Raw genomic sequence first — 24,301 nt, 5'->3', positions numbered from 1 at the left:
TGGCCAGAAAGCTGGCCAGGATCGCTTGGGGCGTCTTCAAGAGCGGCCGGGACTTTGACCCGGCCATGCTGAAAGTGGGTCAAGCCTGCTTCCAGCAGGCTTGACCACGAACATAGGATCTCGGCTCTACAAAATGCGAAAAGCCGTCGAGCAAGCTCGACGCCACAGTAATGCGACTACCGGCAACGCGCGCTCACCTGCAGCACCGCCGCACGCAGCATGTCGCGGTCGGCTTCTTCGACGGCGTTCTGGAAATAGTCCATGTCCTGCTTGCCCAGCTGGCACGGGTCGACGATGTAGCCCGGTGGCCACAAACCCAGCAGTTGCGCGACGCCATGCACAATCTGCTCGGGGGTCATCTGCCGACGGATCGGGAAGTAGTTGCGGCGCGCCGCGAATGCCGGGTGTATCTCGCGGCGACCAATAAGACGCGGAGCGACACCCGCAGCGCTGATGCCGTCACCACCGTCGATGCTGCCCGCAGGCAGACTCAGGATCAGTGGCGCCACCGCAGCCGCGTTTTCCGCGGCAGGCTGGGCGCTGTCTGCCTGCGCAACCGGGGCAGGGCGGGGCATCACGGATGCGGCCGGACGCGTCATCTGTGCGGAGGGCAAGGTGGGCTGCTTGGCTACCGGCGTCGGCAGTTCCGGTGGCAGCCAACGCAGCAAGATCCGTGGGCCGTCGTCGCTGCGCAGTTCGATCCGGCCGCTGTCCAGCAGCCACAGAGCAAGCCCGCCATGCACCAGCAGTACCACCAGCCACGCCGCCATCCGCGGCAGCTTCGGCGAATCGGACCACGACAGCGCGACTGCAGTCATCGGCAAAGCGTCCATGCAGGGACCGGTGGCGCAGCCTAGCGGGTGGCCCGAAAAATTCCGTTGGCATCGGTGTCGGCTGAAACCATCGCCCCGTGCGGCCATCGGCCCGTGGCAGAATCGGGCGATCCGCCGTTACCCGTGTTGCCGATGTCGACGATCACCGCTGCCGCGCCGTCCGTGAATTCCCCCCGTCGTGTCCTGCTGGCCAGCCTGATCGGCACCACCATCGAATTCTTCGATTTCTACATCTACGCCACGGCCGCCGTGCTGGTGTTCCCGCACCTGTTCTTCCCGGACAGCAGCGAGCAGGCGGCGCTGCTGCAGTCACTGGCAACGTTCGCGGTCGCGTTCATCGCGCGCCCGGTGGGCTCGGCAGTGTTCGGCCACTTCGGTGACCGTATCGGCCGCAAGGCCACGCTGGTGGCCGCGCTGCTGACCATGGGCCTCTCCACGGTGCTGATCGGCCTGTTGCCCACCCATGCACAGATTGGCCTGTGGGCCCCCGCGTTGCTGGCGCTGTGCCGCTTCGGCCAGGGCCTGGGGCTGGGTGGCGAGTGGGGCGGGGCGGTGCTGCTGGCCACTGAGAACGCTCCGCCGGGCAAGCGCGCCTGGTATGGCATGTTCCCGCAGCTGGGTGCGCCGCTTGGCTTCCTGCTGTCGGCCGGCATTTTCCTGGTGCTCGGCCGCTGCCTGAGCCAGGACGACTTCCTGCAGTGGGGCTGGCGCATTCCGTTCGTGGCCAGCGCGTTGCTGGTCGGCCTCGGCCTGTGGGTGCGCCTGAACATCCACGAGACCCCCGATTTCAGGCAGGCGCTGGAGCGCAAGGCGCCGGTGCGGCTGCCGATGTGGACGGTGCTGCGTGACCACCCGGTGCCGATGCTGCTGGGTACCCTGGGCGCGTTCGCCACCTTCGTGCTGTTCTACCTGATGACCGTGTTCAGCCTCGGCCATGGCACCGCCGTGCTGGGCTACAGCCGCGAGCAGTTCCTGCTGATGCAGATGGCCGGCATGCTGTTCTTCGCGCTGGGCATCCCGCTGTCGGCACGCTATGGCGACCGCTGGGGCACGCGTCGCACCATGATCGTCGCCAGCGTGCTGATTGTCGGCTTCGGCGTGCTGTTCGCACCGCTGTTCCAGCCGCACAGCCCATGGCTGGTCACTGCGTTCCTGTGCCTGGGATTGTTCCTGATGGGGCTGACCTACGGCCCCTGTGGCACCTTCCTGGCCGAAATCTACCCGGTGGAAGTGCGCTACACCGGCGCCTCGCTGTCATTCAACCTGGCCGGCATTCTGGGTGCGGCGCCGGCGCCGTACCTGGCCACCTGGCTGGCGGAACGCTTCGGCCTGGTCGCGGTCGGCTACTACCTGTGCCTGACCGCGGTTGCCACCCTGTGCGCGCTGGTGGCACTGCACCGGCGCGCGCTGCGGCTCAACCAAAGAAGCGCTTGAGCGTGCGACCCAGCCAGCCACCGCCCTGGTGTTCGCGGGCGAACTGGTTCAGGTGCGCCTTGACCTGTTCGGCATAGGCCTGGTCATCACCACGGATATGGTTGAACAGCCAGCGCGAGAGCATGGTCCGTAGTTCGTCGCTGATGTCCTCGCCGGCCTGGAAGCGCATGCGGTATTCCGATACCCGCTTGATGAAGACCTCGTGCACGCGCTTGTGCGCGGCACAGAACGGATAGCCCGCCTCTTCCATCAGCTCTTCCTCGAACGCGAAGTGCGACAGGGTGTAGTCCACCACTTCGTCGATCACTTCACCCACCGCCGCACGCTGCATGCTGGCCTGTGCCACGTGCAGGTGGTTGAGCATCTCGATGATGCGGCGGTGTTGTTGGTCGATCACATCGATGCCGATGTTCAGATCGTCCTGCCAGACCAGTAGTGCCATCCCCCGGCTCCCCTTCATGCGTATGTCGGGGCCGACTGTAGAACTGCCGCGCGGGTGCGGCGTTGATCTGGATCAAGGCGGGCCGGTCAAGGCAGGGCAGGCTCGCGGGGGCGCAGCGGGCTGGCCACCGTGGTGCAGCTGACCCGGTTGCGGCCACCGGCCTTGGCCAGGTACAGCTGGCGGTCGGCCTCGGAGATCAGCCGGTGCAGCGCATCGCGCTGCGGGCGCAGGCAGCACAGGCCGATGCTCACGGTCATGCGCAGGGTAGCGCTGCCGATGTCCACTTCCAGCGCAGCGATGCGCTGGCGCAGTTCCTCGAAGTACAGCAGCGCCTCGTCCTGTTCCATGTCCGGCACCAGCAGGCAGAACTCCTCGCCACCGAAGCGTGCGATCAGGTCCTGGCTGCGTGCATGTGCGGCCACCGCGCCGGCCACCGAGCGCAGCGCATCATCGCCGGCCTCGTGGCCGTGGGTGTCGTTGATGTGCTTGAAGTGGTCGATGTCGATCATCGCCACCGCCACGCACTGGCCATGCAGCTGCAGCTGTGGCAGCTGGCGCTGGCTCTGTTCCAGGAAGAAGCGTCGGTTGGGCAGCCCGGTGAGGAAGTCGCGGGTGGCCAGATCCTGCAGAGTGCCGATCAGCTCCAGCTGGTCCACGTTCTGCGAGACGCGGCAGAAAAACTCCTCGCGCGAGAACGGCTTGCGCAGGAAGTCGTTCGCACCGTTCTTAAGGAAGCGTGGGATCAGCGAGGCATCGGTATTGCCGGAGATGCCGATCACCGCCACCTTGTCGCGCGAGCGCAGGGTACGCAGGCGGCGGGTGAACTCCACGCCCTGCATGCCGGGCATTTCCTGATCGACCACCGCCAGGCGGATTGCCGGATGCGCCTCGATGGCAGCCAGGCCCTCGTTGCCGTCGGCGGCTTCATGCACCTCATGGCCGTACATGCGCAGCAGGGCCGCAGCGTAGCCACGCGCAGACGGCGAATCGTCCACCACCAGCGCGGCGATGCGGCGGTTGCGTTCCAGCCGCTGCACCAGCCACACCAGGTAATCGATGCTGCCGGGGGTGTTCTTCAGCACGTAATCGATGATCTGCTGCTGCAGCACGCGCTTGCGCAGGTCCTCGTCGTACACGCCGCTGACCACCACCGTTGGCAGGTCGCGCTTCAGGAAGAACTCGACCACCGCATCACGGTCGCCGTCGGCCAGCACCAGCCCGGTCAGCACCAGGAACCAGCCGGCACCTTCGCTGAGCAGGCGATCGGCCTCGGCGAGGGTGGAAGCGATCACCACCGGCAGTTCCAGGCGCTGTTCGATGGCTTCGCGCAGCATGCCGGTGAACGCACGGGAATTTTCGACCAGCAGGATCCGCTGTGGCAGGGGATCGGCCAGGTCGCCATCGACGGCGGCCTGCGGCAGGACGGGCATGATGCGGTGGCTCACGAAGGAGGGCTCGGCACGGATAGCGGCGGTTTCGGGTGTAACTTTAGCGGTCCATGGCGGGTGTGTCTGGCGATTTGTAGCTCAGATTAAGGAACGGTCGATGATGGTCTCTGTGTGGGCTCAGATAGCGCGATCCGGAGCCGATTGTGACGGCACTGCACCGCGCCGCCGTAGGGCAGGATTCGGCCAGAGAGTCGTTCAACGGCCTGACTCATGGTGTGAGTCGACAACCCTTGTCTGCGATCGAGCAGGCCCACCACCACGACGATGCCGCGCTGACGTCCGGCAACGCCACAGCGAGCCCGGATGCAGATCTGACCGGATTCCAATTCCAGCAGAATCGATACTGCTTCGATCACGGTGCGGTAGATCGCCAGTTGAAGCTCTACGCTCAACAGGCAGGGGTTGCCGGCAAGGTCATGCACCGTGACGCGATCGCTGTTCTTCCAGACTCCACTTGCGCCACCTGCTTGCAGGGTGACGTAGAGCCCGACTTGCTCCAGTCCGGTCGGATAAACCAGGCTGGCCTGCTCCCGGAAAAGGCGTGAATGCACGGAGGAGGCATGTAGCAGGCTGCTCGCTACCGCGTGGTGGCCTTGGGATTTCAGCCAGTTGACCATCTCGCCGAGCGAGCTGTCCATGCCTTCTCCCAAGTGCTTGAGATGGATGGCCCGTTCACGCAGCTCACGTTCGCTGGTTTGGTGGGAACTGCGTGCCAGACGTAGTGTCGTTTCCTCGGCCAGGCCGCGGGATCGGGCGCGCTGATGGTGATAGCTGATGCTGGAACCGAGCGCAAGCAACGCGACACTCATCACCGCCATGTTCTGTTGGGTGGAAAACGTGCCCAGATCGAACGAGGCCGGCAGGCCGGTGCTGGGGGTGGCGAAATGAAGTGGAAGGTTCAACAGTGGAATCGCGATGGCAGCGCCACGCCATCCATGCATGAAGGTCAAGGTGATGGCGGGCAATGCCGCCAACAGCACAAGGTGCGTACGGGTCGAATGGGCATTCGTCGAAATCAGCTGCATGCATAGCCCCAAGGCCAGCATCAGGGCAATGGCCACGAGGGATGGAACGAGCAACCTCTTCTGCCATGGAGAACCGGAGCGCCGCCGGGCCCAAAGAAGGGCCAGTGGAGCCATGGTGATGATCGCGGCAAAATGACCAAATACCACTCTTTCGGCAGCATCCAGCAGCGTATCTGGGGGAGGAACTGGCCACAGCAGGCGAGAAAGACTCAGGTTGACACCGGTGACCGCAACTGCTGCCGACGTTGAGAGGGACAGCAGCCAGAATCCGGTGGCTGCCTCGGATATGGTTTTTCTCAGATGGAGGTGAACTATCAGCATCGCCATCGGCATCAGCAGCGTGGACGCCAGGATGACCCATTCCAGGCCGTACTCGTCGATCGTAGGGATGCGCAGATATGCAAAGTAGCCCCATTCTCCCAGCAATACATAAGGCCATCGACGTTGTGGAACGATCAAAAGCGCTGCCACCCGGATACCGGCAGGAAGGAAAAACTGGTCCAGGGAAAACTGTCGGGCGGATATGCAGGCAATAGCGTAGGCGGCAGCCAAGAGAAGCCCGGCCGGGTGCACCGGAATGCCGGCTAGTGCCATGTTCTTCACGGCGCTCCATCTCGGATGGGCTGGTACGCGAGCAACGCTCACATTCTCTCGGGGCGGTAACGGTCCAGCGGCGAAAGTAGCGATACTTCGCGGGGTGTGCAACGGTATTGGCAGAAACTCCGCCGTTGTACGTATCCACGTAGGGCGAGTGATGTGAACGGCGGGGTTGTGAGTGGCGCAGGTATGCTGACAGGGAGGCGAATCCTGAGATTGTTCACGTCGCCATGGGACACTCAGGGGATATTGCACTATCTGCCAGGGGCGCGCCTGTGTTGCCTTGATGTTGTCCACCTTTCAATCATGGAGATGCCTGTGAGATTTTCCCGGTTGTCGAAGTTGAGCGCCGCTGCTGCGCTGCTTGTCGTTCCTGCGCTGTCGTTTGCCTGCTGTCCGGGCGGAGGGCAGGGTGTGCCACTGGCAACGGCTGGGTTGGGTGAGAGCCAGCCCGCAGCACTCGATCTGAGTTCAGATCCCGCATGGCTTGTCTACGCATTCGAGCGGGATGGGGTGTCGTACTACCAGGTCAATGATTTGACCGGCCAGGTCAATCTGATCGTTGCCAACATCGAATCGACGTTCTGGGCCTTGCCGGCCGGCAAGACCGTAGCTCGCGTGTCGCTGCCGTCCAAGCCTCTGGCGATACCGAAGAATGCTCGCCGCAGCGTTGTCTTCCGCGGGCCTGATTTTTCTCTGGTCGTCTATGGAGAGGGGCGTGGGGCAGTCTGGTCGGTCGAGCGCGGGGTCAGTAACAAATGACGGGCTGAATACAGGTGGCCTGCCTGTGGCTTGCTTCGCAGAGGGAGGAAACACCTCTACGGGGGCGAGCCACAGGCGTCGCCTGGGCTATTGATCGTCCGCCTGTGATCACTGGCGCGCGGGCGTCTCGCAAATGTCGTTTCGCTTGTATGGAAGTGTTCCGCGCTCGGACTCGCCTGCAGTGTCCAGCAACACCATGGTGATGCGGTGGCCCCGGCATTGCACGCGTCCCGAATAGGCGTGCACGCGTGCAGAGAGTCGATCAATGGCGCTTTCCATGGTTCGCGAGGCGAGTGCGCGATGTCGGTCCAGCAGCGCGACCCTCAGCACGATACCGTGCATGCCTCTATAGCGACCGCAGCGAGCGCTGATCTGGATCTGGCCGGTTTCGTCCTTCAGGAAAAGCGATACGGCTTCGGCAAAGGTGCGATACGCGGCAAGTTGCAGGCCCATGCTCAGCTGGCATGGATCCCCGCCAAGTATCGGACGGACGATCCGATGGCTGGCGTTCCAGGTTTCGCTGAGTCCACCCGCACGCAAGGCGACATAGAGGCCTGCATGCTCGAGCTCCGTGGGATAGACCATACTGGTCAGTTCACGGAATCGCCGTGAGCGTTGCGAGAAGGTGCGGAGCAGGTCAGACGCAGGAACTTCATGGCCATCGGCCTTGAGTTGTTGCACAGTCTCTCCCAGAGCCTCTTCGATGTCATCTGCAATCTGGCGCAGGCCCAGCGCGCGTTCGCGCAGGTCCTGCTCGTTGGCAAGATGCGCCGAGCGCGAGAGTGCATTGACCCGTGATGCTGACATCGCTACAGGTGTGCGCTGATTGTAATGATGGGTGATGCGCGGTCCCAGCGCGATAAGCGCTGTACTGGTGATGGCAATGATCTGCTGGGTGAAGAAGGTGGTCTCGTCGAATGAGCCGGGGAGACCCGTGGTCGGCATGGTCTGGCTGAGGATGATGTTCATCAGCGGAACACCTACAGCGGCCCCCCGCCAACCGTGCATGCAAGTCAGTGCGATGACTGGCAGCACCAGCAACAACTGCAGCGTTGCTCGTGCAGAGTGATCCCCCGTGCCGACCTGGAGCAGCAGAGCGCCCAGCATGCCCAGCGAAGTGAGGGCAGCGATGGTCGGTCGGCGTCGCCAGGTCGTCCAGTCGTAGCCGCTGTGTCGGCGTATCCAGAGCAGCGCCAGGGGCGCGACCGTAAGGATTGCAATGTAGTCGCTGAGCACGTAGAGCATCGCGTTCGTGTAGAACGGCATGCTCGGTGGAGCTGGCCACAGCATGTGAATCAGACCGAGCTTGAGAGAAGTGGCCACCAGCGCAGCGGATGCCGCGATCGAAAGCAACCAGCTTTCGGTGGTGGAAGCTATCAGCTTGTGGTGAAGATGAACGATCAGCGCCACCGCGGGTATGAGGCACGCAGATCCGAAAATGACCCAGGCCATTCCGTAATCTTCAATCATCGGATAGCGCATGTGGGCGAAGTAGGCATACTCGCCAAGGACCAGATACGCCCACATTCGCTTCGGGGTCAGCAAGAGCGCCGCAACACGGATTCCAGCCGGAAGGAAGAACTGATCGACGGAAAGGTGCCAGGTGGCCCAGCACGCGACAGCGTAGAGTACCGCCAGCGCAAGGCCTGCCGGGCGGATACGGAAACTCAGCTCAAAGCCATTTCTCAGCCACTTCAAACGCAAGCCTCCCCTGCTCGTCGAACACTATCGCTGTCCAGTCGATACATGACGCACTCCCTTTAGCGCGACAGTATCGATAGATTCAGATGGGTGCAATCTCACCCTTCTATCCGTGATGCGGACATACGAAAAGGAGACTTGGGGAATGTCACTGCAAGGTTGTGATATTCATCGCATTTTTCACCTGGCTACCAAGAGTGGGGGGCTGTCCCAGGCGGCTTCAGTCCGGCAGGTACACCGGTTCCCCAGACCAAGGCCTCTTCGCCCTGTGATGCATCGGCTGCTTCAATCAGCATCAGCCTGATTCTCCTACGGCCACAATGCAGCGCACCACGATAGGCGGTTATCCGAGCCGATAATTGGGACGTCGCAAGATCGAAGGTTGCCGTTGACAGCGTCTGATGCGGATCCATCGCCGCAACCACAACGACGATGCCGCGGTGACCGGCACGTTGCCCGCAGCGGGCCCGGACCATGAGCTGGCCTTTTTCGCTGCCCAGGAGGATCGAAACCGCTTCGACGATCGAGCGATAGGCTGCCAGTTGCAGACCGGGGCTGAGCTGGCAGGGATCACCCATCCACCTGGGTTGCCCGATTCGATGCGTGGCGTTCCAAGCCTCACGCACCCCACCGGCTTGCAACGCCACATACAAGCCCAGTCGTTCCAGGGCGGCGGGATAGATCATGCTGGCCTGGGCCCGGAACAGGCGTGAATGCACCTCCGAGGTATGCCGCAGGCTGTCAGCCACGGCGTGATGGCCCTGCGCATGCAGCCAGTTCACCATTTCGTTCAGCGACAGGTCCATGCCATCGCCCAACTGGCGCAGATGGGCCGCGCGCTCACGCAGGTCCATTTCGCTGGCCAGATGTGAATTCCGTGCAAGCTGCAGTGCCGCTCTGCCATCTTCCTCGCGCAACCGGTGCTGGTTCTGGAAGTGCGTGATGCGCGCGCCCAGCAACAGCAGGGCGATGCTGGCGATGGCCATGGCCTGCTGGGTAGCGAAGGTCGCCTGATCGAATGACGCCGGGTGGTCCGAAGGGGTGCTCAGGCCAAGGATCATGTTCACGGCGGCGACACCGATGGCCGCACCGCGCCATCCCAGCATGCAGGTCAGGGCGATTGCGGGAATAGGCAGGATCAACAACAACTGCAGCGAGCCTTCGGCCATGATCGAAGTGGGAACGGGCGTCGCCTGCAGGCCAATGACCAGCATGGCTCCGACTGCTCCGACCGTGGCCGCAACAGACCGGGTCGTCCATTTCTCCTCGGCGCGGCGTATCCACAGTAGTGCCAGAGGCGCCAGGATCAGGATGCCAGTGAAATCGCCCAGCGCATAGCGCAGCACGTTGGTGAGAAATGTCTCTTCATGCAACGGTTCCCAGATCAGGTACGAGATGCCCAGGTTGAGCAGGCTGACGACCGTCGCGGCGCATACCGCAATGGAGATCACGCCGAGGATCGTGGTGCGCGCCAGCAGCTTCCGATGCAGGCGCACAATCAGCATCACGGCGGGCATCAGGAACACCGAGGCCAGGATCACCCAGGTCAGGTTGTATTTGCTGATCAGGGGGATGCGCAGATGCGCGAAGTAGGCGTATTCACCCATCAGCAGGTAGGGCCAAAGACGGGGCGGGCACAACAGCAATGCGGCCACCCGCACGCCGGCGGGCAGGAAGAACTGGTCCAGTGACAGCTTGCGCGCACCCCAGCAGGCGACGGCATAGACGAGTGCCAGCGCCAGCCCTTCGGGGCTGACCCGTATCCTCACCAGCAGGCCGTCTTTCCACCACTGCATCCTCGTGCTCCCCCAGCTCCTGCATCGATTATGTGGCTGGGAAGGGTCCCGCTACCACAACGCATCCCGCAGCTTGTACCACGACATCGCCGCCACCAGCAGTGGCGTGCGCAGCAGCCGGCCGCCAGGGAAGGGGGCATGCCGCAGGCGCTGGAACACGTCCAGGCGCTCGCTCTGGCCTGCAATAGCAGCGGCGATCACCTCACCGGCCAGCCCGGCGGCGGCCACCCCATGGCCGGAGAACCCCTGCGCGAAGTACAGATTGCCGTCCAGCCGGCCCCAATGCGGGGCGCGGTTGCGGGTAATGTCTACATAACCGCCCCAGACCTGCTCCAGTGGCACGTCGGCCAGCTGCGGGAACACCTGGTGCATGCGCCGCTGCATCACCCCGCGCAGGCCGGGTGGCGGTAGTGCTGAATAGCTGGCACGGCCACCAAACAGCAGGCGATGGTCGTGGCTGAGACGGAAGTAATCCAGTGCCCAGGCGGTGTCGGCCACGGCCATGTTGTTGCCGATCAGGGCACGGGCGCGTTCGGCACCCAGCGGCGCGCTGGCCCCGATATAGGTGCCGACGGGCATGATCCGCCGTTCCAGCTCGGGCAGCAGGCCCTGCAACCAGGCGTTGCCGGCCACCACCAGATGCGCAGCGCGCACGCTTCCCTGCGCGGTATGCACGGTGGGCTGCGGTCCGCGCTGCACGCGGGTCACTGCGGAGTTCTCATGGATCACCGCGCCGGCCGCACGCGCCGCATCGGCCAGTCCGCGGGCATAGGCCAGGGGCTGCAGATGCGCGCTGAGCGGATCGAACATCGCGGCGCGGTAGCGTGGGCTGTCCAGCTGTGCGCGCAGGGCATCACGGTCCCACCACTGCATGGGGTAGTCGTAGTGGCGTTGCAGATGCTCGCAGTTGGCCTGCAGGTCGCGCTCATGGCGTTCGCGGATGGCGACGCTGGCGTGGCCTTCCACCCAATGACAGTCAATGCCGTGCCGATCGATGCGTGCGCGCATCGCCTGCACCGCGTCGCGTGACCAGTCGAACAGGTGGCGCGCATCATCACGACCGAGCTGACGCTCCAGTTCGTCCACCTCGCAGCCATAGCCGACCAGCGCCTGGCCACCGTTGCGACCGGACGCGCCCCAGCCGATCCGCTGCGCGTCCAGCACCACCACGCGCTGGCCGCGCGTAGCCAGTTCCAGGGCTGCGGTCAGGCCGGTATAGCCGGCGCCCAGCACCGCGACATCGGCCTGCACATCCCCCCGCAACGAGGGCAGGGCGGGCGGTTCGGGCAGGCTGGCGGCATACCAGCTGGGAGGGAAGGCGGCGCTCACCGCAGGCCTCGCGGGCGCAGTGCGGGAGGGGGGAGCGGGGGAGGACGATCAGCATTCACCCGCGTAGTTTCGCCGATGCGTGACAGCCATGGTGTGACGGCGACGACTTGCCGCCTTCGCCGGGCGACGGGTAACGTGTCGGCACGTCAAGGAGTTTTTCCATGCGCCGCCTGCCCTGGGTGGGCCTGCCCACCGACAGTACCGTGCTCGGCCATCACCGCTTCGCGGTGGCCGGCGAGAAGTACGTGCGCGCGCTGGCCGAGGCCGCCGAAGTGACCCCGGTGGTACTGCCGAGCCTGCAGCCTCCTTTGCCGGTTGGCGACTGGCTGCAGGGGCTCGATGGCCTGCTGCTGACCGGTGCGGTCAGCAACATCGAACCGCAGCACTACGAGGGCGGCCGCAGCTGGCCGGGCAATCCGCATGACCCGGCCCGTGATGCCAATGCGTTCGCGTTGCTGCGCGAGGCGCTGGCGCTGGACCTGCCAGTACTGGCGATCTGCCGCGGCTTCCAGGAACTGAACGTCGCGCTGGGTGGCAGCCTGCATCCGCAGGTACACGCGGTGCCTGGCCTGGCTGACCATCGCGAAGACCCGCAGGCGCCGGTGGAGGTGCAGTACGGACCGGCCCACGCGGTTACCCTGGTTGCCGATGGCTGGCTGGCGCAGTGGCACGGCAGCGACCGGGCGCAGGTCAATTCGGTGCACGGGCAGGGCATTGCCCGCCTCGCGCAGGGCCTGCAGGTCGAGGCCGTGGCCGACGATGGGCTGGTCGAAGCGGCACGCAGCCTGCACCATCGTTTCGTGCTCGGCGTACAGTGGCACCCGGAGTGGCGTGTCATGCAGGCGCCGTTCTATCACGCTATTTTCCGTGCGTTCGGCCAGGCTTGCCGGCAGCACCAACAGAACCGACTGGATTCCCGATGAGTTCCCGAACGCGCCCGCGCAAGACGGCCACGCCCCCCGCACCGCAGGAAAGCAGCCTGCTGCGCTGGCTGAAGGAACGGCGCATCACCGAGGTCGAGTGCCTGGTGCCAGACATCACCGGCAACGCGCGCGGCAAGATCATTCCCGCCGACAAGTTCTCGCACGACTACGGTACGCGGCTGCCCGAAGGCATCTTCGCCACCACCGTCACCGGCGAGTTCCCTGATGACTACTACGAGCTGACCTCGCCGTCGGACTCGGACATGATGCTGCGCCCCGATCCGGACACGGTGCGCATGGTGCCGTGGGCGGCCGACGCCACCGCGCAGGTCATCCACGATTGCTACACCAAGAGCGGTGAGCCGCACGAGCTGGCGCCACGCAACGTACTGCGCCGCGTGCTGGCGGCCTACGCCGAGCTGGGCCTGCGCCCGGTGGTGGCGCCGGAGCTTGAGTTCTTCCTGGTGCAGAAGAACACCGACCCGGACTTCCCGCTGCTGCCACCGGCCGGCCGCTCCGGGCGCCCGGAGACCGCGCGGCAGTCGTACTCGATCGACGCGGTCAACGAATTCGACCCGATCCTCGACCTGATGTACGACTACGCCGATGCGATGAAGCTGGACGTGGACACGCTGATCCACGAATCGGGCGCGGCGCAGCTGGAGGTCAACTTCACCCATGCCGATGCGATGGACCTGGCCGACCAGGTATTCCTGTTCAAGCGCACCATGCGCGAGGCGGCGATGCGCCACGGGGTGTACGCCACCTTCCTGGCCAAGCCGATGGAAAACGAGCCGGGCAGTGCCATGCACATCCACCAGAGCCTGGTGCGGATGAGTGACGGCAGCAACGTTTTTGCCGGTGATTCCGATGCCGAGGGCGAGTTCAGCCCAGTGTTCGGCCATTACCTGGGTGGCCTGCAGAAGTACGCGCCGCAGGCGATGGCGTTCTTCGCGCCGAACGTGAACTCGTACCGCCGCCTGGTGTTCGGCGAGGTCTCGCCGAGCAACGTGCACTGGGGCTTCGACAACCGTACCTGCGGGCTGCGCGTGCCGCTGGATACGCCGGAAAACATGCGCGTGGAGAGCCGTTTCGCCGGCTCCGACGCCAACCCGTACCTGGCAATGGCGGCGACCCTGGCCTGCGGCCTGCTCGGCATCCGCGAGCGGCTGGCGCCGGACGCGCCGGTGACCGGCAGCGCGAAGGAACTGGGCTACAACCTGCCGCGCTCGCTGGGCGAGGCGCTGGACGGGCTGGAGCAGTGCAGCGAGCTCCAGGCCCTGCTGGGCGAGCGTTTCTGCCGCGCCTACATCTCGGTCAAGCGCAAGGAATACGAGACCTTTTTCCGCGTCATCAGCTCGTGGGAGCGCGAGTTCCTGCTGCTGAACGTCTGAGCATCTGGAATAGAAAAATCCGCCGCCGGGGGGTAGGCTGGCACCCGTCGCCGGCCCCGCCGGCCCCCCTTCCCGCATTCTGGAGCACCCGATGAAGCTGCGTATCCTCACGCTCGGCCTGGCCTCCGCCATGCTTGCCGCCTGTGGCGGTGGCAACGGCGGCGCGCAGGACAGCCAGGTCCTGAACGTCTACAACTACAGCGATTACATCGCCGAGGACACCATTCCGACCTTCGAGAAGGAGAGCGGGATCAAGGTGACCTACGATGTGTTCGACAGCGATGAGATGGTCGAGACCAAGCTGCTGGCCGGCAACAGCGGCTACGACGTGGTGGTGCCGACGCTGAACTTCTTCGGCCGCCAGATCCAGGCCGGCGTGTTCCTGCCGCTGGACAAGAGCAAGATCCCGAACCTGGCCAACCTCGATCCGGCGGTGATGAAGCGCATCGCCACCCAGGATCCGGGCAACCAGTACGGCGTGCCGTACATGATCGGCACCACCGGCATCGGCTACAACGTGGACATGCTGAAGCAGCGCTTCGGTGGCAGCACCGACATCGCCAACAGCTGGGACCTAGTGTTCAAGCCGGAGAACATCAGCAAGATGAAGGACTGCGGCGTGACCATCCTGGACACGCCGGCCGACATGATCCCGATCGCGCTGCATTACCTGGGCCTGGACCCGCACAGCGGCGACCCGGCCGAACTGCAGAAGGCGGCCGACCTGCTGAAGTCGATCCGCCCGTACGTTCAGAATTTCCACTCCTCGCAGTACGTGGGTTCGCTGGCCAACGGCGGTACCTGCCTGGTGGTCGGCTGGTCCGGTGACATCATCCAGGCCCGCGACCGCGCCGAGGAAGCCAGCAATGGCGTGCACGTGGCCTACTCGATCCCGAAGGAAGGTGCGCCGCAGTGGTTCGACATGCTGGCGATCCCGAAGGACGCCAAGCACCCGGAAGCGGCTTACAGGTTCATCAACTACCTGCTGGAACCGAAGGTCGCTGCGGCCAACACCAACTTCATCCACTACGCCAACCCGATCCCGACCGCAACGCCGCTGGTGGACGAGGCGATCCGCACCGACCCGACCATCTATCCGCCGGCGGATGTCGCCGAGAAGATGTTCACCTACTCGATCAACACGCCGGAGACCGACAAGCTCTACACCCGGCTGTGGACCGAGGTGAAGACCGGCCGCTGAGCCGGTCTGGCGCCGTCGGGCCTTGCCCGGCGGCTCCCTTAACCTGCGCCGAAGCCGGTACTCCCGCTTCGGCCAAGGTGCTGCAGGATGGCCGGCAGCAGGTCGCGTGCGTCGCGGCCGCCGTTGCACAGGAACGACGAACTCATCCGCTGCAGGTTGTGCATGCCGATGAAGAACAGCCCCGGCTGCGGGGAAACACCGAAGTCGCCAAGCGGATAGCCGTGTGCATCCAGCACGCCCTGCACGTCGAGCCAGGGCCACTCGGCGACGAACCCGGTGGCCAGTACCACCGCGCGGATGCCCGCAGCCTTCAGGTCCAGCTTGCATGGGGACGGTTCCGGCTCCCAGTGCAGGTAGACCTCTTCGGGAATGTAGCGGGCATCGTCGGTGCGCGGTTCGGGCCGCGTGGCGTAGTACGCGCTGGCCAGCGAATCGAGATAGGCATATTCGGCCCGCGTCGCCTCGATCGCGGTATGCAGCTGCGGGCGGACATCGGCGAAGCGGGCGGTGTTTCCGCTGAATTCCTGCAACCGGCCCAGCAACCTGATGCCTGCGCGGTGCATCGCCAACAGGCTGATCGAACTGCCCAGGCCGGCGCTTCCCTTGCCGGATATCAGCGGGAACTCCGCAGTGCGGGCCTTGCGCAGCGCGTCCGGCTCGCCTGCCAGTACGGCCGCCGATTGGCTTACGTGTTGATGGATGCGCCCGGCCATGTCCCACCAGGTCATCGAGTCCTTGCCGCGCAGCCGGCGGGTGTGCGAATGCCGCTGGGCCAATGACCAGTACACGCTGCGACCACCGTCGCGCAGGTCCTGGGCGATCTGCGCGCCGGACTGGCCGCCGCCGATGACCAGCACCGCGCCCTCGGGTAGCTGGCCGGGACCGCGGTAGTCGCTGGAGTGCAGCATGGTGAGGCCTGGTGCGGGCGCGAACGGGGCCCGGGGCAACCGCGCCCGGCGGTATTCACCGGTGGCGACCACCACCGCCTGGGCATGGATCAGCCCCCGGCTGCTGTCGATGGCATAACCACCGGACTCGGGCCCGACCCGATGGACCACGCACCCCTCGCTGATCGGCAATGCGCGCTCGTCGGCATAGTCGCGCAGCCGTCGGATCACTTCCGGGGCCCCCATGAACCCTTCCGGGTCATCCCCGGCATAGGCATGGCCATGAAGGGCCATGGTCGCGTTGGCGGTGTTGGTCTGGAACGAATCCCAGCGTCGCCGCCAGCTGGCACCCACGGTTTCGGCCTCCAGCACGCGATGCTCGACGCCGGCCTCCTGCAGGAGCGCGCTGAGCGACAACCCAGCCTGGCCGGCGCCGATGATGACCAGCGGCAGCCGTGCAGGCAGGCAGCCTGGCAGGCGGGGCGGGAAAGGGGAGGGGCTGTCCGGGGAAATCACCAGGGTCGGTCCATGCAAGGCCTAGATCCGGGGCATTGCGCGGGGAATGCCCCGGGCTTTCAATGGATCCCGCTCTGAAAAATGTTGCAGATCGGGCCGCCGCCCGTGGTGTCTGGCCGGGACGGCCGTCCGGGCGTCGAGGAGAGCCCGGGCCTTCCGGCGGACAGGCCGCCATGGCGGGGGAAAACCGACACACCTCGGGAGGCCTGGGCGCGCCAGCGGCCGCTTCCACCCACTGCCGTCATATCCCCTTCGGCCCCCGGCCGTTAGAATGGCCGCCGCTGTCCACCGCCCGCTCCCGGAGCCCCCATGCCCGTTGAAGCCCAGCCGGTAGCCGCCGTCGTCGACACGACCGGTGCGCCCGGCTATCTCTCCATTCGTGATCTGCGCAAGGAATTCGACGGATTCGTCGCCGTCGACGACGTCAACCTGGACGTGCGCAAGGGCGAGATCTTTGCCCTGCTCGGTGGCTCCGGCAGTGGTAAATCGACCCTGCTGCGCTGTCTGGGCGGCTTCGAGACGCCCACCAAGGGCAGCATCACCGTCGATGGCCAGCGCCTGGACGCGCTGCCGCCGTACCAGCGGCCGGTCAACATGATGTTCCAGTCCTATGCGCTGTTCCCGCACATGACGGTCGAGCAGAACATCGCCTTCGGCCTGAAGCAGGATGGCCTGGGCAAGGACGCGATCAGCAAGCGCGTCGGCGAGATGCTCGACCTGGTGCAGATGGGCCACCTGGGCAAGCGCAAGCCGCACCAGCTGTCCGGTGGCCAGCAGCAGCGCGTGGCGCTGGCGCGGTCGCTGGCCAAGGGGCCGAAGCTGCTGCTGCTGGACGAGCCGATGGGCGCGCTGGACAAGAAGCTGCGCTCGCAGATGCAGCTGGAACTGGTCAGCATCATCGAGTCGTCGGGCGTGACCTGCGTGATGGTCACCCACGACCAGGAAGAAGCGATGACCATGGCCACCCGCATCGCGGTGATGGATGCCGGCTGGATCCAGCAGGTCGGCAAGCCGGACGAGGTCTACGAGCAGCCGGCCAACCGCTTCGTCGCCGAGTTCATCGGTTCGGTCAACCTGTTTGACGGGGTGATCGACGAGGACCTGCCCGAGTACGTGACCGTGCGCTCGCCGCTGTTCCCGGCGCCGATCTACATTGCCCATGGCATCACCTGCTATGAAGGGCAGCCGGTCGCGTTCGCGCTGCGCCCGGAGAAGGTGATGATCGGCAAGGACGAGCCGGAAGGGCACACCAACAAGGCGCAGGGCGTGATCGAGGACATCGCCTACTTCGGCAGCCACTCGGTCTATCACGTGCGCCTGCCCAGCGGCGCCAAGGTGCTGGCCAACTTCGCCAACTCGCAGCGCTGGGCCAGTGATGGCTTCACCTGGGGCGACGAGGTGTGGGTGCACTGGCGCGACAACGACGGCGTGGTGCTGACCTCATGAGCGTCGCCGGCCTGAAGCGCTGGCTGCCGGGGCTGCGTGCCACGGTGATCGGCATTCCGTACCTGTGGCTGCTGCTGTTCTTCGCAGTGCCGTTCCTGATCGTGCTGATGATCAGCTTCTCGCTCAGCCGGGTCGGCTCGCCGCCGTATACCTGGCTGCTGCAGTACGCCGACGGCGGTTTCTCGCTGAAGCTGAACCTGGAAAACTACCTGGCGCTGTTCCGCGATTCGATCTATGCCCAGGCGTTCCTGAGCTCGATCAGGATCGCGGCCATCTCCACCTTCCTGACCCTGCTGATCGGCTACCCGATGGCCTATGCCATCGCCCGCCTGTCGCCCGCCGCTCGCAACGTGGCGATGATGCTGGTGGTGCTGCCGTCGTGGACCTCGTTCCTGATCCGCGTGTATGCGTGGAAGGCGATCCTGGACCGCAACGGCCTGCTCGACCAGTTCCTGCAGTTCACCGGCCTGCAGACGCTGATGACGTCGATGGGCCTGCCGAAACTGCAGCTGATCGATACCCCGACCGCCGCCTACATCGGCATCGTCTACTGCTATCTGCCGTTCATGGTGCTGCCGCTGTACGCCAATCTGGTCAAGCATGACCACCGCCTGCTGGAAGCGGCCTACGACCTCGGTGCCAAGCCGTGGCAGGCGTTCCTGCGCATCACCCTGCCGTTGTCGAGGGCGGGCATCATCGCCGGCTGCATGCTGGTGATGATCCCGGCGGTGGGTGAATTCGTGATCCCGGAAATGCTCGGTGGTTCGGAGACACTGATGGTCGGCCGCCAGCTGTGGAACGAGTTCTTCAACAACCGCAACTGGCCAGGCGCGTCGGCGATGGCGGTGGCGATGATCCTGTTGCTGCTGGTGCCGATCCTGCTGTTCAACCGTTCCCAGCAGCGCCTGCTGGAAGGGAAGCAGGCATGAGCCCGCGTACCGCCAAGGGCCTGGGGCTGGGCGTGCTGCTGCTGGGCTTCGCCTTCCTGTACCTGCCGATTCTGCTGTTGATGTTCTATTCGTTCAACAGCTCGCGGCTGGCGATGGTCTGGGCCGGGTTTTCCACCCGCGCCTACAGTGACCTGTTCGCCGACCGCGCGCTGATGGAGGCGATGTGGACCAGCCTGGTGGTGGCGTTCTGGACCGCCTGTACCGCCACCGTGCTGGGCACGCTGGCGGCGATGGTGATGACCCGCTTCAAGCGCTTCCGTGGCAAGCCGCTGTTCGGTGCGCTGGTCACCGCGCCGCTGGTGATGCCGGATGTGATCCTGGGCTTCTCGCTGATGGCGCTGCTGGCCTCGATGGGCGCGATTCCCGGCTTCCCGGCGCGCGGCCTGGCCACCATCTGGATCGCCCACGTCACCTTCACCCTGTGCTTCGTCACCGTGGTGGTGTCTTCGCGCCTGCAGGAAATGGATCTGTCGCTGGAAGAAGCCGCGATGGACCTCGGGGCCAGCCGGCTGACCGTGTTCACCCGCATCACCCTGCCGATCATCGCGCCGGCGCTGGTGGCGGGCTGGCTGCTGGCGTTCACCCTGTCGCTGGATGACGTGGTGGTGGCCAGCTTCGTCGCCACGCCGGGCTCGACCACGCTGCCGATGAAGGTGTTCGCGTCGGTGCGCATGGGCATCAGCCCGAAGATCAATGCACTGGCCACGCTGCTGGTGTCGGCGGTATCGATCGCCGCGGTGATCGGCTGGTACATCAATGCCCGCGCCGAGAAGCGGCGCCAGCGCGACCTGCAGCTGGCGCGGCAGGACAACGGCTGAGTACACGATCCGTCCACTGTGCCGGCAACACCCGGCTCACGGCCGGCGACGCACAATGGGGGTCTTCCAGATGGAGATCCCCCATGACCGTCGAGATCATCGACCCGGCCACCGGCCAGGTGACCTACCGCCATGAACTGATGGGCGCTGCCGACATCGAGCAGCGCCTGCAGGCCGCCGCCGATGCCTTCCCCGGCTGGGCCGAGCGTTCACTGCAGGAACGCGGCGCGATCCTGCGCCAGATCGCGGCGCAGCTGCGCACGCGCCGCGACGACCTACAGCAGGCGATGACGCACGAGATGGGCAAGCTCAAGGCCGAGGCGCTGGCCGAGGTCGATAAGTGCGCGGCGGCCTGCGAGTACTACGCCGACCACGCCGCCGACTATCTCAAGCCGCAGCTGATCGATACCGAAGCCCAGCGCAGCTACGTGCGCTACGAGCCGATCGGCTGCGTGTTCGCGGTGATGCCGTGGAATTTCCCGATCTGGCAGGTGTTCCGTTTCCTCGCCCCGGCGTTCATGGCTGGCAACGTCGCTCTGCTCAAGCACGCCAGCAACGTGCCGCAGTGCGCCGACCTGATCCTGGCGGTGTGCCGTGACGGCGGCCCGCCTGATGGCGTGTTCGACGTGCTGCACATCGACAACGACCAGGCCGCCGACGTGCTGCGCGACGCACGGGTGAAGGCGGTGACGCTGACCGGCAGCGAGCGGGCAGGGCGCTCGATCGCCTCCAATGCCGGCAGCCAGCTGAAGAAGTCGGTGATGGAACTGGGTGGCAGCGATGCCTTCGTGGTGCTCGACGATGCCGACCTCGACAAGACCGTGGCCGCAGCGGTGAAGTCGCGCTTCGACAACAGCGGCCAGACCTGCATCGCGGCCAAGCGGTTCATCGTGGTCGAGGCGGTGGCCGATGAGTTCACCCGTCGCTTTGTGGAGGCGGCGGGCGAGCGCCAGTACGGCGATCCCGATAAGCCTGGCACCACGCTGGCACCGATGGCTCGCGCCGACCTGCGTGACGAACTGCACAAGCAGGTGCAGGCCAGCGTGGCCAAGGGCGCGCGGGTGCTGATCGGTGGTGAGCCGATAGCCGGCACCCATGCCGGCTATCCGGCCACGGTGCTCGACCAGGTCGGCCCGGGCATGCCGGCGTATGACGAGGAGCTGTTCGGGCCGGTGGCCGCGGTGATCCGGGTCAAGGATGAGGCCGAGGCACTGCGCGTGGCCAACGACACCCGCTTCGGCCTGGGCGGCAGCGTGTGGACCGGCGATCCGGTACGCGGCGAGCGCTTCGCGCAGCGCATGGAATGCGGTGCGGCGTTCGTCAACGCCATCGTCAAGAGCGACGCGCGGCTGCCGTTCGGCGGCAGCAAGCAGTCAGGCTTTGGTCGGGAGCTGGCTGACCATGGCATCCATGAGTTCATGAACATCAAGACCGTCTACGTGGCTTGATCCCGAGCGGTAGTGCCGGTCGCTGGCCCGCATTGCCCTGATTGCCGGCCAGCGGCCGGCACTACCAGAAGCGGGTCATGTGCCACCACCAACGGTCGGGGCCTACCGGATTGCGGGGTATCGACGCCCCCCGTGCATGGTGGGTATCGACCGTTGGTCGATACGCGCTACAACCACTTCGCGCGCTTGAACAGCCGGTACAGCCCTACGCAGACGCCGCCCACGCCAACGATCATCAGTGGGTAGGCCCACGGTTGGCTCAGCTCCGGCATGTGGCTGAAGTTCATGCCGTACCAGCTGGTGATCAGCGTCGGCGCCGCCAAGAGTGCGGCCCACGCACCCAGCCGCTTGACCGTCTCGCCCTGCGCCAGTGTCACCAGCGAAAGGTTCACGCTCAGCGCGGTGCCCAGCATCTCACGCAGGGTGTCGATCACATCGCTGATGCGCACCGCATGGTCATGCACGTCACGCACGTACAGCTTCACTTCGTCCGGGATCAGTTCGCCCTGGTAGCGGCGCAGCTGCGCAAGCACGTCCTGCAGTGGCGCCACTGCCATGCGCATCTTGTTCAGTTCGCGCTTGAGCTCGTACAGGCGCACCACGGTGCTGCGCTTGTAATTCTCGGCGAAGATGTCCTTCTCCAGCAGGTCCAGGGTATCGCGGAAGCGGTGCACGATCGGCAGGTAGTTGTCGACCACGAAGTCGGTCACCGCATACAGGCAGTACGACGGGCCCATTTTCAGCAGCTGCGGCTCGCGCTCGACGCGTGCGCGCACTGGCGCGTAGGACAGCGAGGCGCCGTGGCGCACCGTCACCAGGAAGCGCGGGCCGAGGAAGGCATGGGTTTCGCCATACTGGATGCGCTCGTCGACCATCTGCGCGGTGGTCACCACCACGAACAGCGAATTGCCGTAGGCCTCGACCTTGGGCCGCTGGTGTGCGTTGCGCGCGTCTTCGATGGCCAGGTCGTGCAGGCAGAATTCTTCCTGCAGTTTCAGCAGCACATCGTCGTTGGGATCGTACAGGCCGACCCACACGAAGCCATTGCCACTGGCGATGACATCGCTGATGGCGTCCAGGCTGATGTCGTGGCGTTTGCCCTCGTCATCGTAGTGGACGCAGTTGATGACGCAGGTAGGGTTGGCCGAAGCCGGGGCGGAAGCGGAGGCGGGCAATGACATGCCCGCCATCGTGCGTCAGGGCCGTGTTTCGGACAAGTGAGGACGGCGCCCCAGCACCCACGCCAGGGCCGCGTGCACCGGCAGCAGCAGCACGATCCACTGCACGTTGTACTGGGCCTGCAGGCTCAGCCAGTGCAGCACCAGTGCGGCCACCGCCTGTACCGCCAGCAGCCACAACATGATGCTGAACATGCGTCCCGGCAGGCGCCGGCGCAGCAGCGCGATCGCACCGGGCAGCAGCAGCACGGCCAGCGGCGAAAGCAGCAGCAGGTTGCGGTTTGCCCACGCGGCGTAGTGGATGCTGAAGCCCCACAGGAACACCAGCACGCCACCCAACAGAGCGCACAGCAGCCAGAACGGCAGTGCCAGCCCGGCCAGCAGGCGCGGGCGGTTGCGCAGCGCCAGCACGCCAGCGGCGATCACCAGGCCGCACAGCAGCCACGGCCACCAGCGGCGTGCGAACTCCTTCGGCTCCGGATCGATGCGGTGCGGCAACAGTTCCTGTTCGGCCTGCACCAGCGGCCGGCCATCGCTGTTGCGTGCCTGGCGCAGGGCATCGGCCAGGCGCATCGGGACGAACGCTTCCTGCCAGCGCGACAGCGGCTGGTCGGCGAACGGCCCCAGGCCCACATCGAAGCCCAGCCACATCCAGGGTGCCGGCGAGGCCAGACGGACCGATTCACTGCGATAGGTGTTGCCACGCGAGCGCCCCGACAGCTGCGACTGCAGGCCACCACCCAACGCCTTGTCGAGGGTGTCGCGCACCATCGTGGCGCAATTGGCGGTGTAATAGTCGTAGTGGTAGCGCGCGTTTTCCGGCTTGGCCCGCTCGGCCAGGTCAGCGGCCAGCGCACGCGCCTGGTCCGGGCGCAGGTCCAGCCATTGCACGCTGGCACCGCGGCCGGTCTCGTCGTAGTACGACAGGTCCTGTTGCAGCGGCAGCGCCACCAGGTAATACATCATGTCGCCACGTGCGAAGCGGCTGATGAAATCGTCCTCGGAGGGGTCGAAGTAGCCGAAGTTGTACGAGGTTGCGTCGCCGCTGAGCGGATCGACCACCACGATGGCGTCATGGCCGAAGCGTTCGAAGAACACCGTGCCCGGCTGCATGGTCACCACGCCGATGCGCGGAGCAGGGGCTTCAGCGCTGGCCGCGGGCACGGCAGGTGTGGCCGGCGCCGGCTGCGCGAAGGCGGCCAGCGGCAGGGCCATGGCCAACACGTAGAGTGTCAGCCACACCATGAGGATCAGGCCGCGGCGCTTCAAGCGTCGTCCTGCGCGTCCGGCGGCAGCACGGTCACGTGGAAGGCCTGCACCCGGCGCGCATCGGCGCGGGCCACGCGGAACATGAAGCGGTCCAGTGCCAGCTCATCGCCGACTTCCGGCAGATGGCCCACGGCCTCGGTGACCAGGCCACCGATCGTGTCGTAATCCTCGTCGGAGAACATTGCGCCGAAACGCTCGTTGAAGTCGCCGATCGGGGTCAGCGCGTCGACCACGTACTGTCCGTCGGACTGGATGGCGATCTGCGCCGACGGGTCCTCGGCCTCGTCATGCTCGTCGTCGATCTCGCCGACGATCTGTTCCAGCACGTCCTCGATGGTGACCAGGCCGGCGACACCGCCGTACTCGTCGACCACGATGGCCATGTGGTTGCGCGACAGGCGGAACTCCTTCAGCAGCACGTTGAGCTTCTTCGCCTCCGGAATCAGCACTGCCGGGCGCAGCAGCTCGCGTACGTTGGCCGGGCCGTTGTCGGCGACCACGCCGCGCAGCAGGTCCTTGGCCAGCAGGATGCCAAGGATGTCGTCCTTGTTCTCGCCGTGTACCGGGAAGCGTGAATGGCCGGATTCGACCACCTGCTTCATCAGTTCCAGGAAGGGCGCTTCAACCGGCAGCGAGACCATCTGCGAGCGCGAGATCATCACGTCGCCCACGGTCAGCTCGGCCACCGAAATGGCGCCTTCCATCATCTTCAGGGTATCGGCGGCGATCAGGCCTTCTTCCTGCGCGGTGTGCAGGACAGCGACCAGCTCGTCGCGGGTATGGGGTTCGCCGGAGAAGGCGGAGGTCAGGCGTTCAAGCCAGCCGCGCTTCTTTTCACTGTGCTCCGCAGGGGAGCTACTACTGTCGTCTTCTGACATCTCTGGAAAAAAGGCACCCGGCAGGC

Annotated in this window: 20 protein-coding genes; 9 read left to right on the top strand and 11 right to left on the bottom strand. The window is 65.4% G+C overall.

What is annotated here, in order from left to right:
* Positions 1–176 precede the first annotated feature (176 nt).
* Entirely contained in the window at positions 177–818 is a 642-nt protein-coding gene (locus O0J15_RS02840; RefSeq protein WP_019659059.1) for a hypothetical protein, read from the bottom strand.
* Positions 819–965: 147 nt separating this feature from the next.
* Between O0J15_RS02840 and O0J15_RS02835 the strand changes: the two genes are divergently transcribed.
* Positions 966–2,267: an MFS transporter gene (locus tag O0J15_RS02835; RefSeq protein ID WP_019659058.1), complete on the top strand. Its 1,302-nt coding sequence runs from the start codon at positions 966–968 to the stop codon at positions 2,265–2,267.
* On the opposite strand, the gene O0J15_RS02830 is transcribed toward O0J15_RS02835, so the two are convergent.
* From O0J15_RS02830 to O0J15_RS02820, 3 genes are all read right to left on the bottom strand, one after another.
* Positions 2,248–2,709, bottom strand: a complete 462-nt coding sequence (locus O0J15_RS02830; RefSeq protein ID WP_019659057.1) for a bacteriohemerythrin — start codon at positions 2,707–2,709, stop codon at positions 2,248–2,250. The two genes, O0J15_RS02835 and O0J15_RS02830, sit on opposite strands and share 20 nt — an antisense overlap.
* Before the next feature lie 86 nt (positions 2,710–2,795).
* Positions 2,796–4,139 carry a diguanylate cyclase gene (locus tag O0J15_RS02825; protein ID WP_026346917.1) on the bottom strand — a complete coding sequence of 448 codons (1,344 nt, stop codon included), beginning with the start codon at positions 4,137–4,139 and terminating at the stop codon, positions 2,796–2,798.
* Between the two features lie 101 nt (positions 4,140–4,240).
* Positions 4,241–5,776 (bottom strand): MASE1 domain-containing protein, encoded by a 1,536-nt coding sequence (locus O0J15_RS02820; protein ID WP_021203552.1) that lies wholly within the window; start codon positions 5,774–5,776, stop codon positions 4,241–4,243.
* 345 nt (positions 5,777–6,121) lie between these two features.
* On the opposite strand from O0J15_RS02820, the gene O0J15_RS02815 reads away from it, so the two are divergent.
* Positions 6,122–6,541: a hypothetical protein gene (locus O0J15_RS02815; RefSeq protein WP_227853851.1), complete on the top strand. Its 420-nt coding sequence runs from the start codon at positions 6,122–6,124 to the stop codon at positions 6,539–6,541.
* Between the two features lie 108 nt (positions 6,542–6,649).
* Here O0J15_RS02815 and O0J15_RS02810 read toward each other — a convergent pair whose 3' ends face one another.
* The 3 genes from O0J15_RS02810 to O0J15_RS02800 form a co-directional block, all read right to left on the bottom strand.
* The gene (locus tag O0J15_RS02810) at positions 6,650–8,239 is read right to left on the bottom strand and encodes an MASE1 domain-containing protein (protein ID WP_308305036.1); all 1,590 of its coding nucleotides are present in this window, start codon (positions 8,237–8,239) and stop codon (positions 6,650–6,652) included.
* A 191-nt stretch (positions 8,240–8,430) separates the two neighbouring features.
* Positions 8,431–10,038: an MASE1 domain-containing protein gene (locus tag O0J15_RS02805; protein ID WP_308305035.1), complete on the bottom strand. Its 1,608-nt coding sequence runs from the start codon at positions 10,036–10,038 to the stop codon at positions 8,431–8,433.
* A gap of 51 nt (positions 10,039–10,089) precedes the next feature.
* Complete coding sequence (locus tag O0J15_RS02800; RefSeq protein WP_308305038.1) at positions 10,090–11,328, bottom strand: FAD-binding oxidoreductase; 1,239 nt, start codon at positions 11,326–11,328, stop codon at positions 10,090–10,092.
* 200 nt (positions 11,329–11,528) lie between these two features.
* Here O0J15_RS02800 and O0J15_RS02795 point away from each other — a divergent pair, with 200 nt between their 5' ends.
* The 3 genes from O0J15_RS02795 to O0J15_RS02785 all read left to right on the top strand — a co-directional run bounded on the left by O0J15_RS02795 (position 11,529) and on the right by O0J15_RS02785 (position 14,885).
* Entirely contained in the window at positions 11,529–12,290 is a 762-nt protein-coding gene (locus O0J15_RS02795) for a gamma-glutamyl-gamma-aminobutyrate hydrolase family protein (RefSeq protein ID WP_308305034.1), read from the top strand.
* Positions 12,287–13,684: a glutamine synthetase family protein gene (locus tag O0J15_RS02790; RefSeq protein ID WP_021203558.1), complete on the top strand. Its 1,398-nt coding sequence runs from the start codon at positions 12,287–12,289 to the stop codon at positions 13,682–13,684. Before O0J15_RS02795 ends, O0J15_RS02790 begins: the two co-directional genes overlap by 4 nt.
* 91 nt (positions 13,685–13,775) lie before the next feature.
* The gene (locus O0J15_RS02785; RefSeq protein WP_019659050.1) at positions 13,776–14,885 is read left to right on the top strand and encodes a polyamine ABC transporter substrate-binding protein; all 1,110 of its coding nucleotides are present in this window, start codon (positions 13,776–13,778) and stop codon (positions 14,883–14,885) included.
* 38 nt (positions 14,886–14,923) lie between these two features.
* Here the strand turns inward: O0J15_RS02785 and O0J15_RS02780 are convergent, their stop codons facing one another.
* The gene (locus O0J15_RS02780) at positions 14,924–16,306 is read right to left on the bottom strand and encodes an NAD(P)-binding domain-containing protein (RefSeq protein ID WP_308305033.1); all 1,383 of its coding nucleotides are present in this window, start codon (positions 16,304–16,306) and stop codon (positions 14,924–14,926) included.
* A gap of 291 nt (positions 16,307–16,597) precedes the next feature.
* On the opposite strand from O0J15_RS02780, the gene O0J15_RS02775 reads away from it, so the two are divergent.
* From O0J15_RS02775 to O0J15_RS02760, 4 genes are all read left to right on the top strand, one after another.
* The gene (locus O0J15_RS02775) at positions 16,598–17,734 is read left to right on the top strand and encodes an ABC transporter ATP-binding protein (protein WP_005415926.1); all 1,137 of its coding nucleotides are present in this window, start codon (positions 16,598–16,600) and stop codon (positions 17,732–17,734) included.
* Positions 17,731–18,663: an ABC transporter permease subunit gene (locus O0J15_RS02770; RefSeq protein ID WP_049469494.1), complete on the top strand. Its 933-nt coding sequence runs from the start codon at positions 17,731–17,733 to the stop codon at positions 18,661–18,663. Before O0J15_RS02775 ends, O0J15_RS02770 begins: the two co-directional genes overlap by 4 nt.
* On the top strand, positions 18,660–19,502 hold the full coding sequence (locus O0J15_RS02765; protein WP_021203562.1) for an ABC transporter permease subunit: 843 nt from the start codon (positions 18,660–18,662) through the stop codon (positions 19,500–19,502). The genes O0J15_RS02770 and O0J15_RS02765 overlap by 4 nt, the downstream gene beginning before the upstream one ends.
* 83 nt (positions 19,503–19,585) lie before the next feature.
* On the top strand, positions 19,586–20,950 hold the full coding sequence (locus O0J15_RS02760) for an NAD-dependent succinate-semialdehyde dehydrogenase (RefSeq protein WP_308305032.1): 1,365 nt from the start codon (positions 19,586–19,588) through the stop codon (positions 20,948–20,950).
* Positions 20,951–21,117: 167 nt separating this feature from the next.
* Here O0J15_RS02760 and O0J15_RS02755 read toward each other — a convergent pair whose 3' ends face one another.
* Genes O0J15_RS02755 through O0J15_RS02745 form a run of 3 tightly spaced genes read right to left on the bottom strand, consistent with a single transcriptional unit; the run spans position 21,118 to position 24,275 of the window.
* Positions 21,118–22,140, bottom strand: a complete 1,023-nt coding sequence (locus tag O0J15_RS02755; protein ID WP_134734922.1) for a magnesium and cobalt transport protein CorA — start codon at positions 22,138–22,140, stop codon at positions 21,118–21,120.
* A 6-nt stretch (positions 22,141–22,146) separates the two neighbouring features.
* Positions 22,147–23,397, bottom strand: coding sequence for a DUF4105 domain-containing protein (locus O0J15_RS02750; protein WP_019659044.1), 1,251 nt, complete (start codon positions 23,395–23,397; stop codon positions 22,147–22,149).
* Entirely contained in the window at positions 23,394–24,275 is an 882-nt protein-coding gene (locus O0J15_RS02745) for an HlyC/CorC family transporter (RefSeq protein WP_019659043.1), read from the bottom strand. Before O0J15_RS02745 ends, O0J15_RS02750 begins: the two co-directional genes overlap by 4 nt.
* Between the last annotated feature and the right edge of the window lie 26 nt (positions 24,276–24,301).

It is taken from the genome of Stenotrophomonas sp. Sm10, assembly GCF_030985515.1.
GTDB lineage: Bacteria > Pseudomonadota > Gammaproteobacteria > Xanthomonadales > Xanthomonadaceae > Stenotrophomonas > Stenotrophomonas hibiscicola.
Note: the sequence above shows the minus strand (reverse complement) of the source record. Positions and strands in the feature narration are given on the sequence as shown.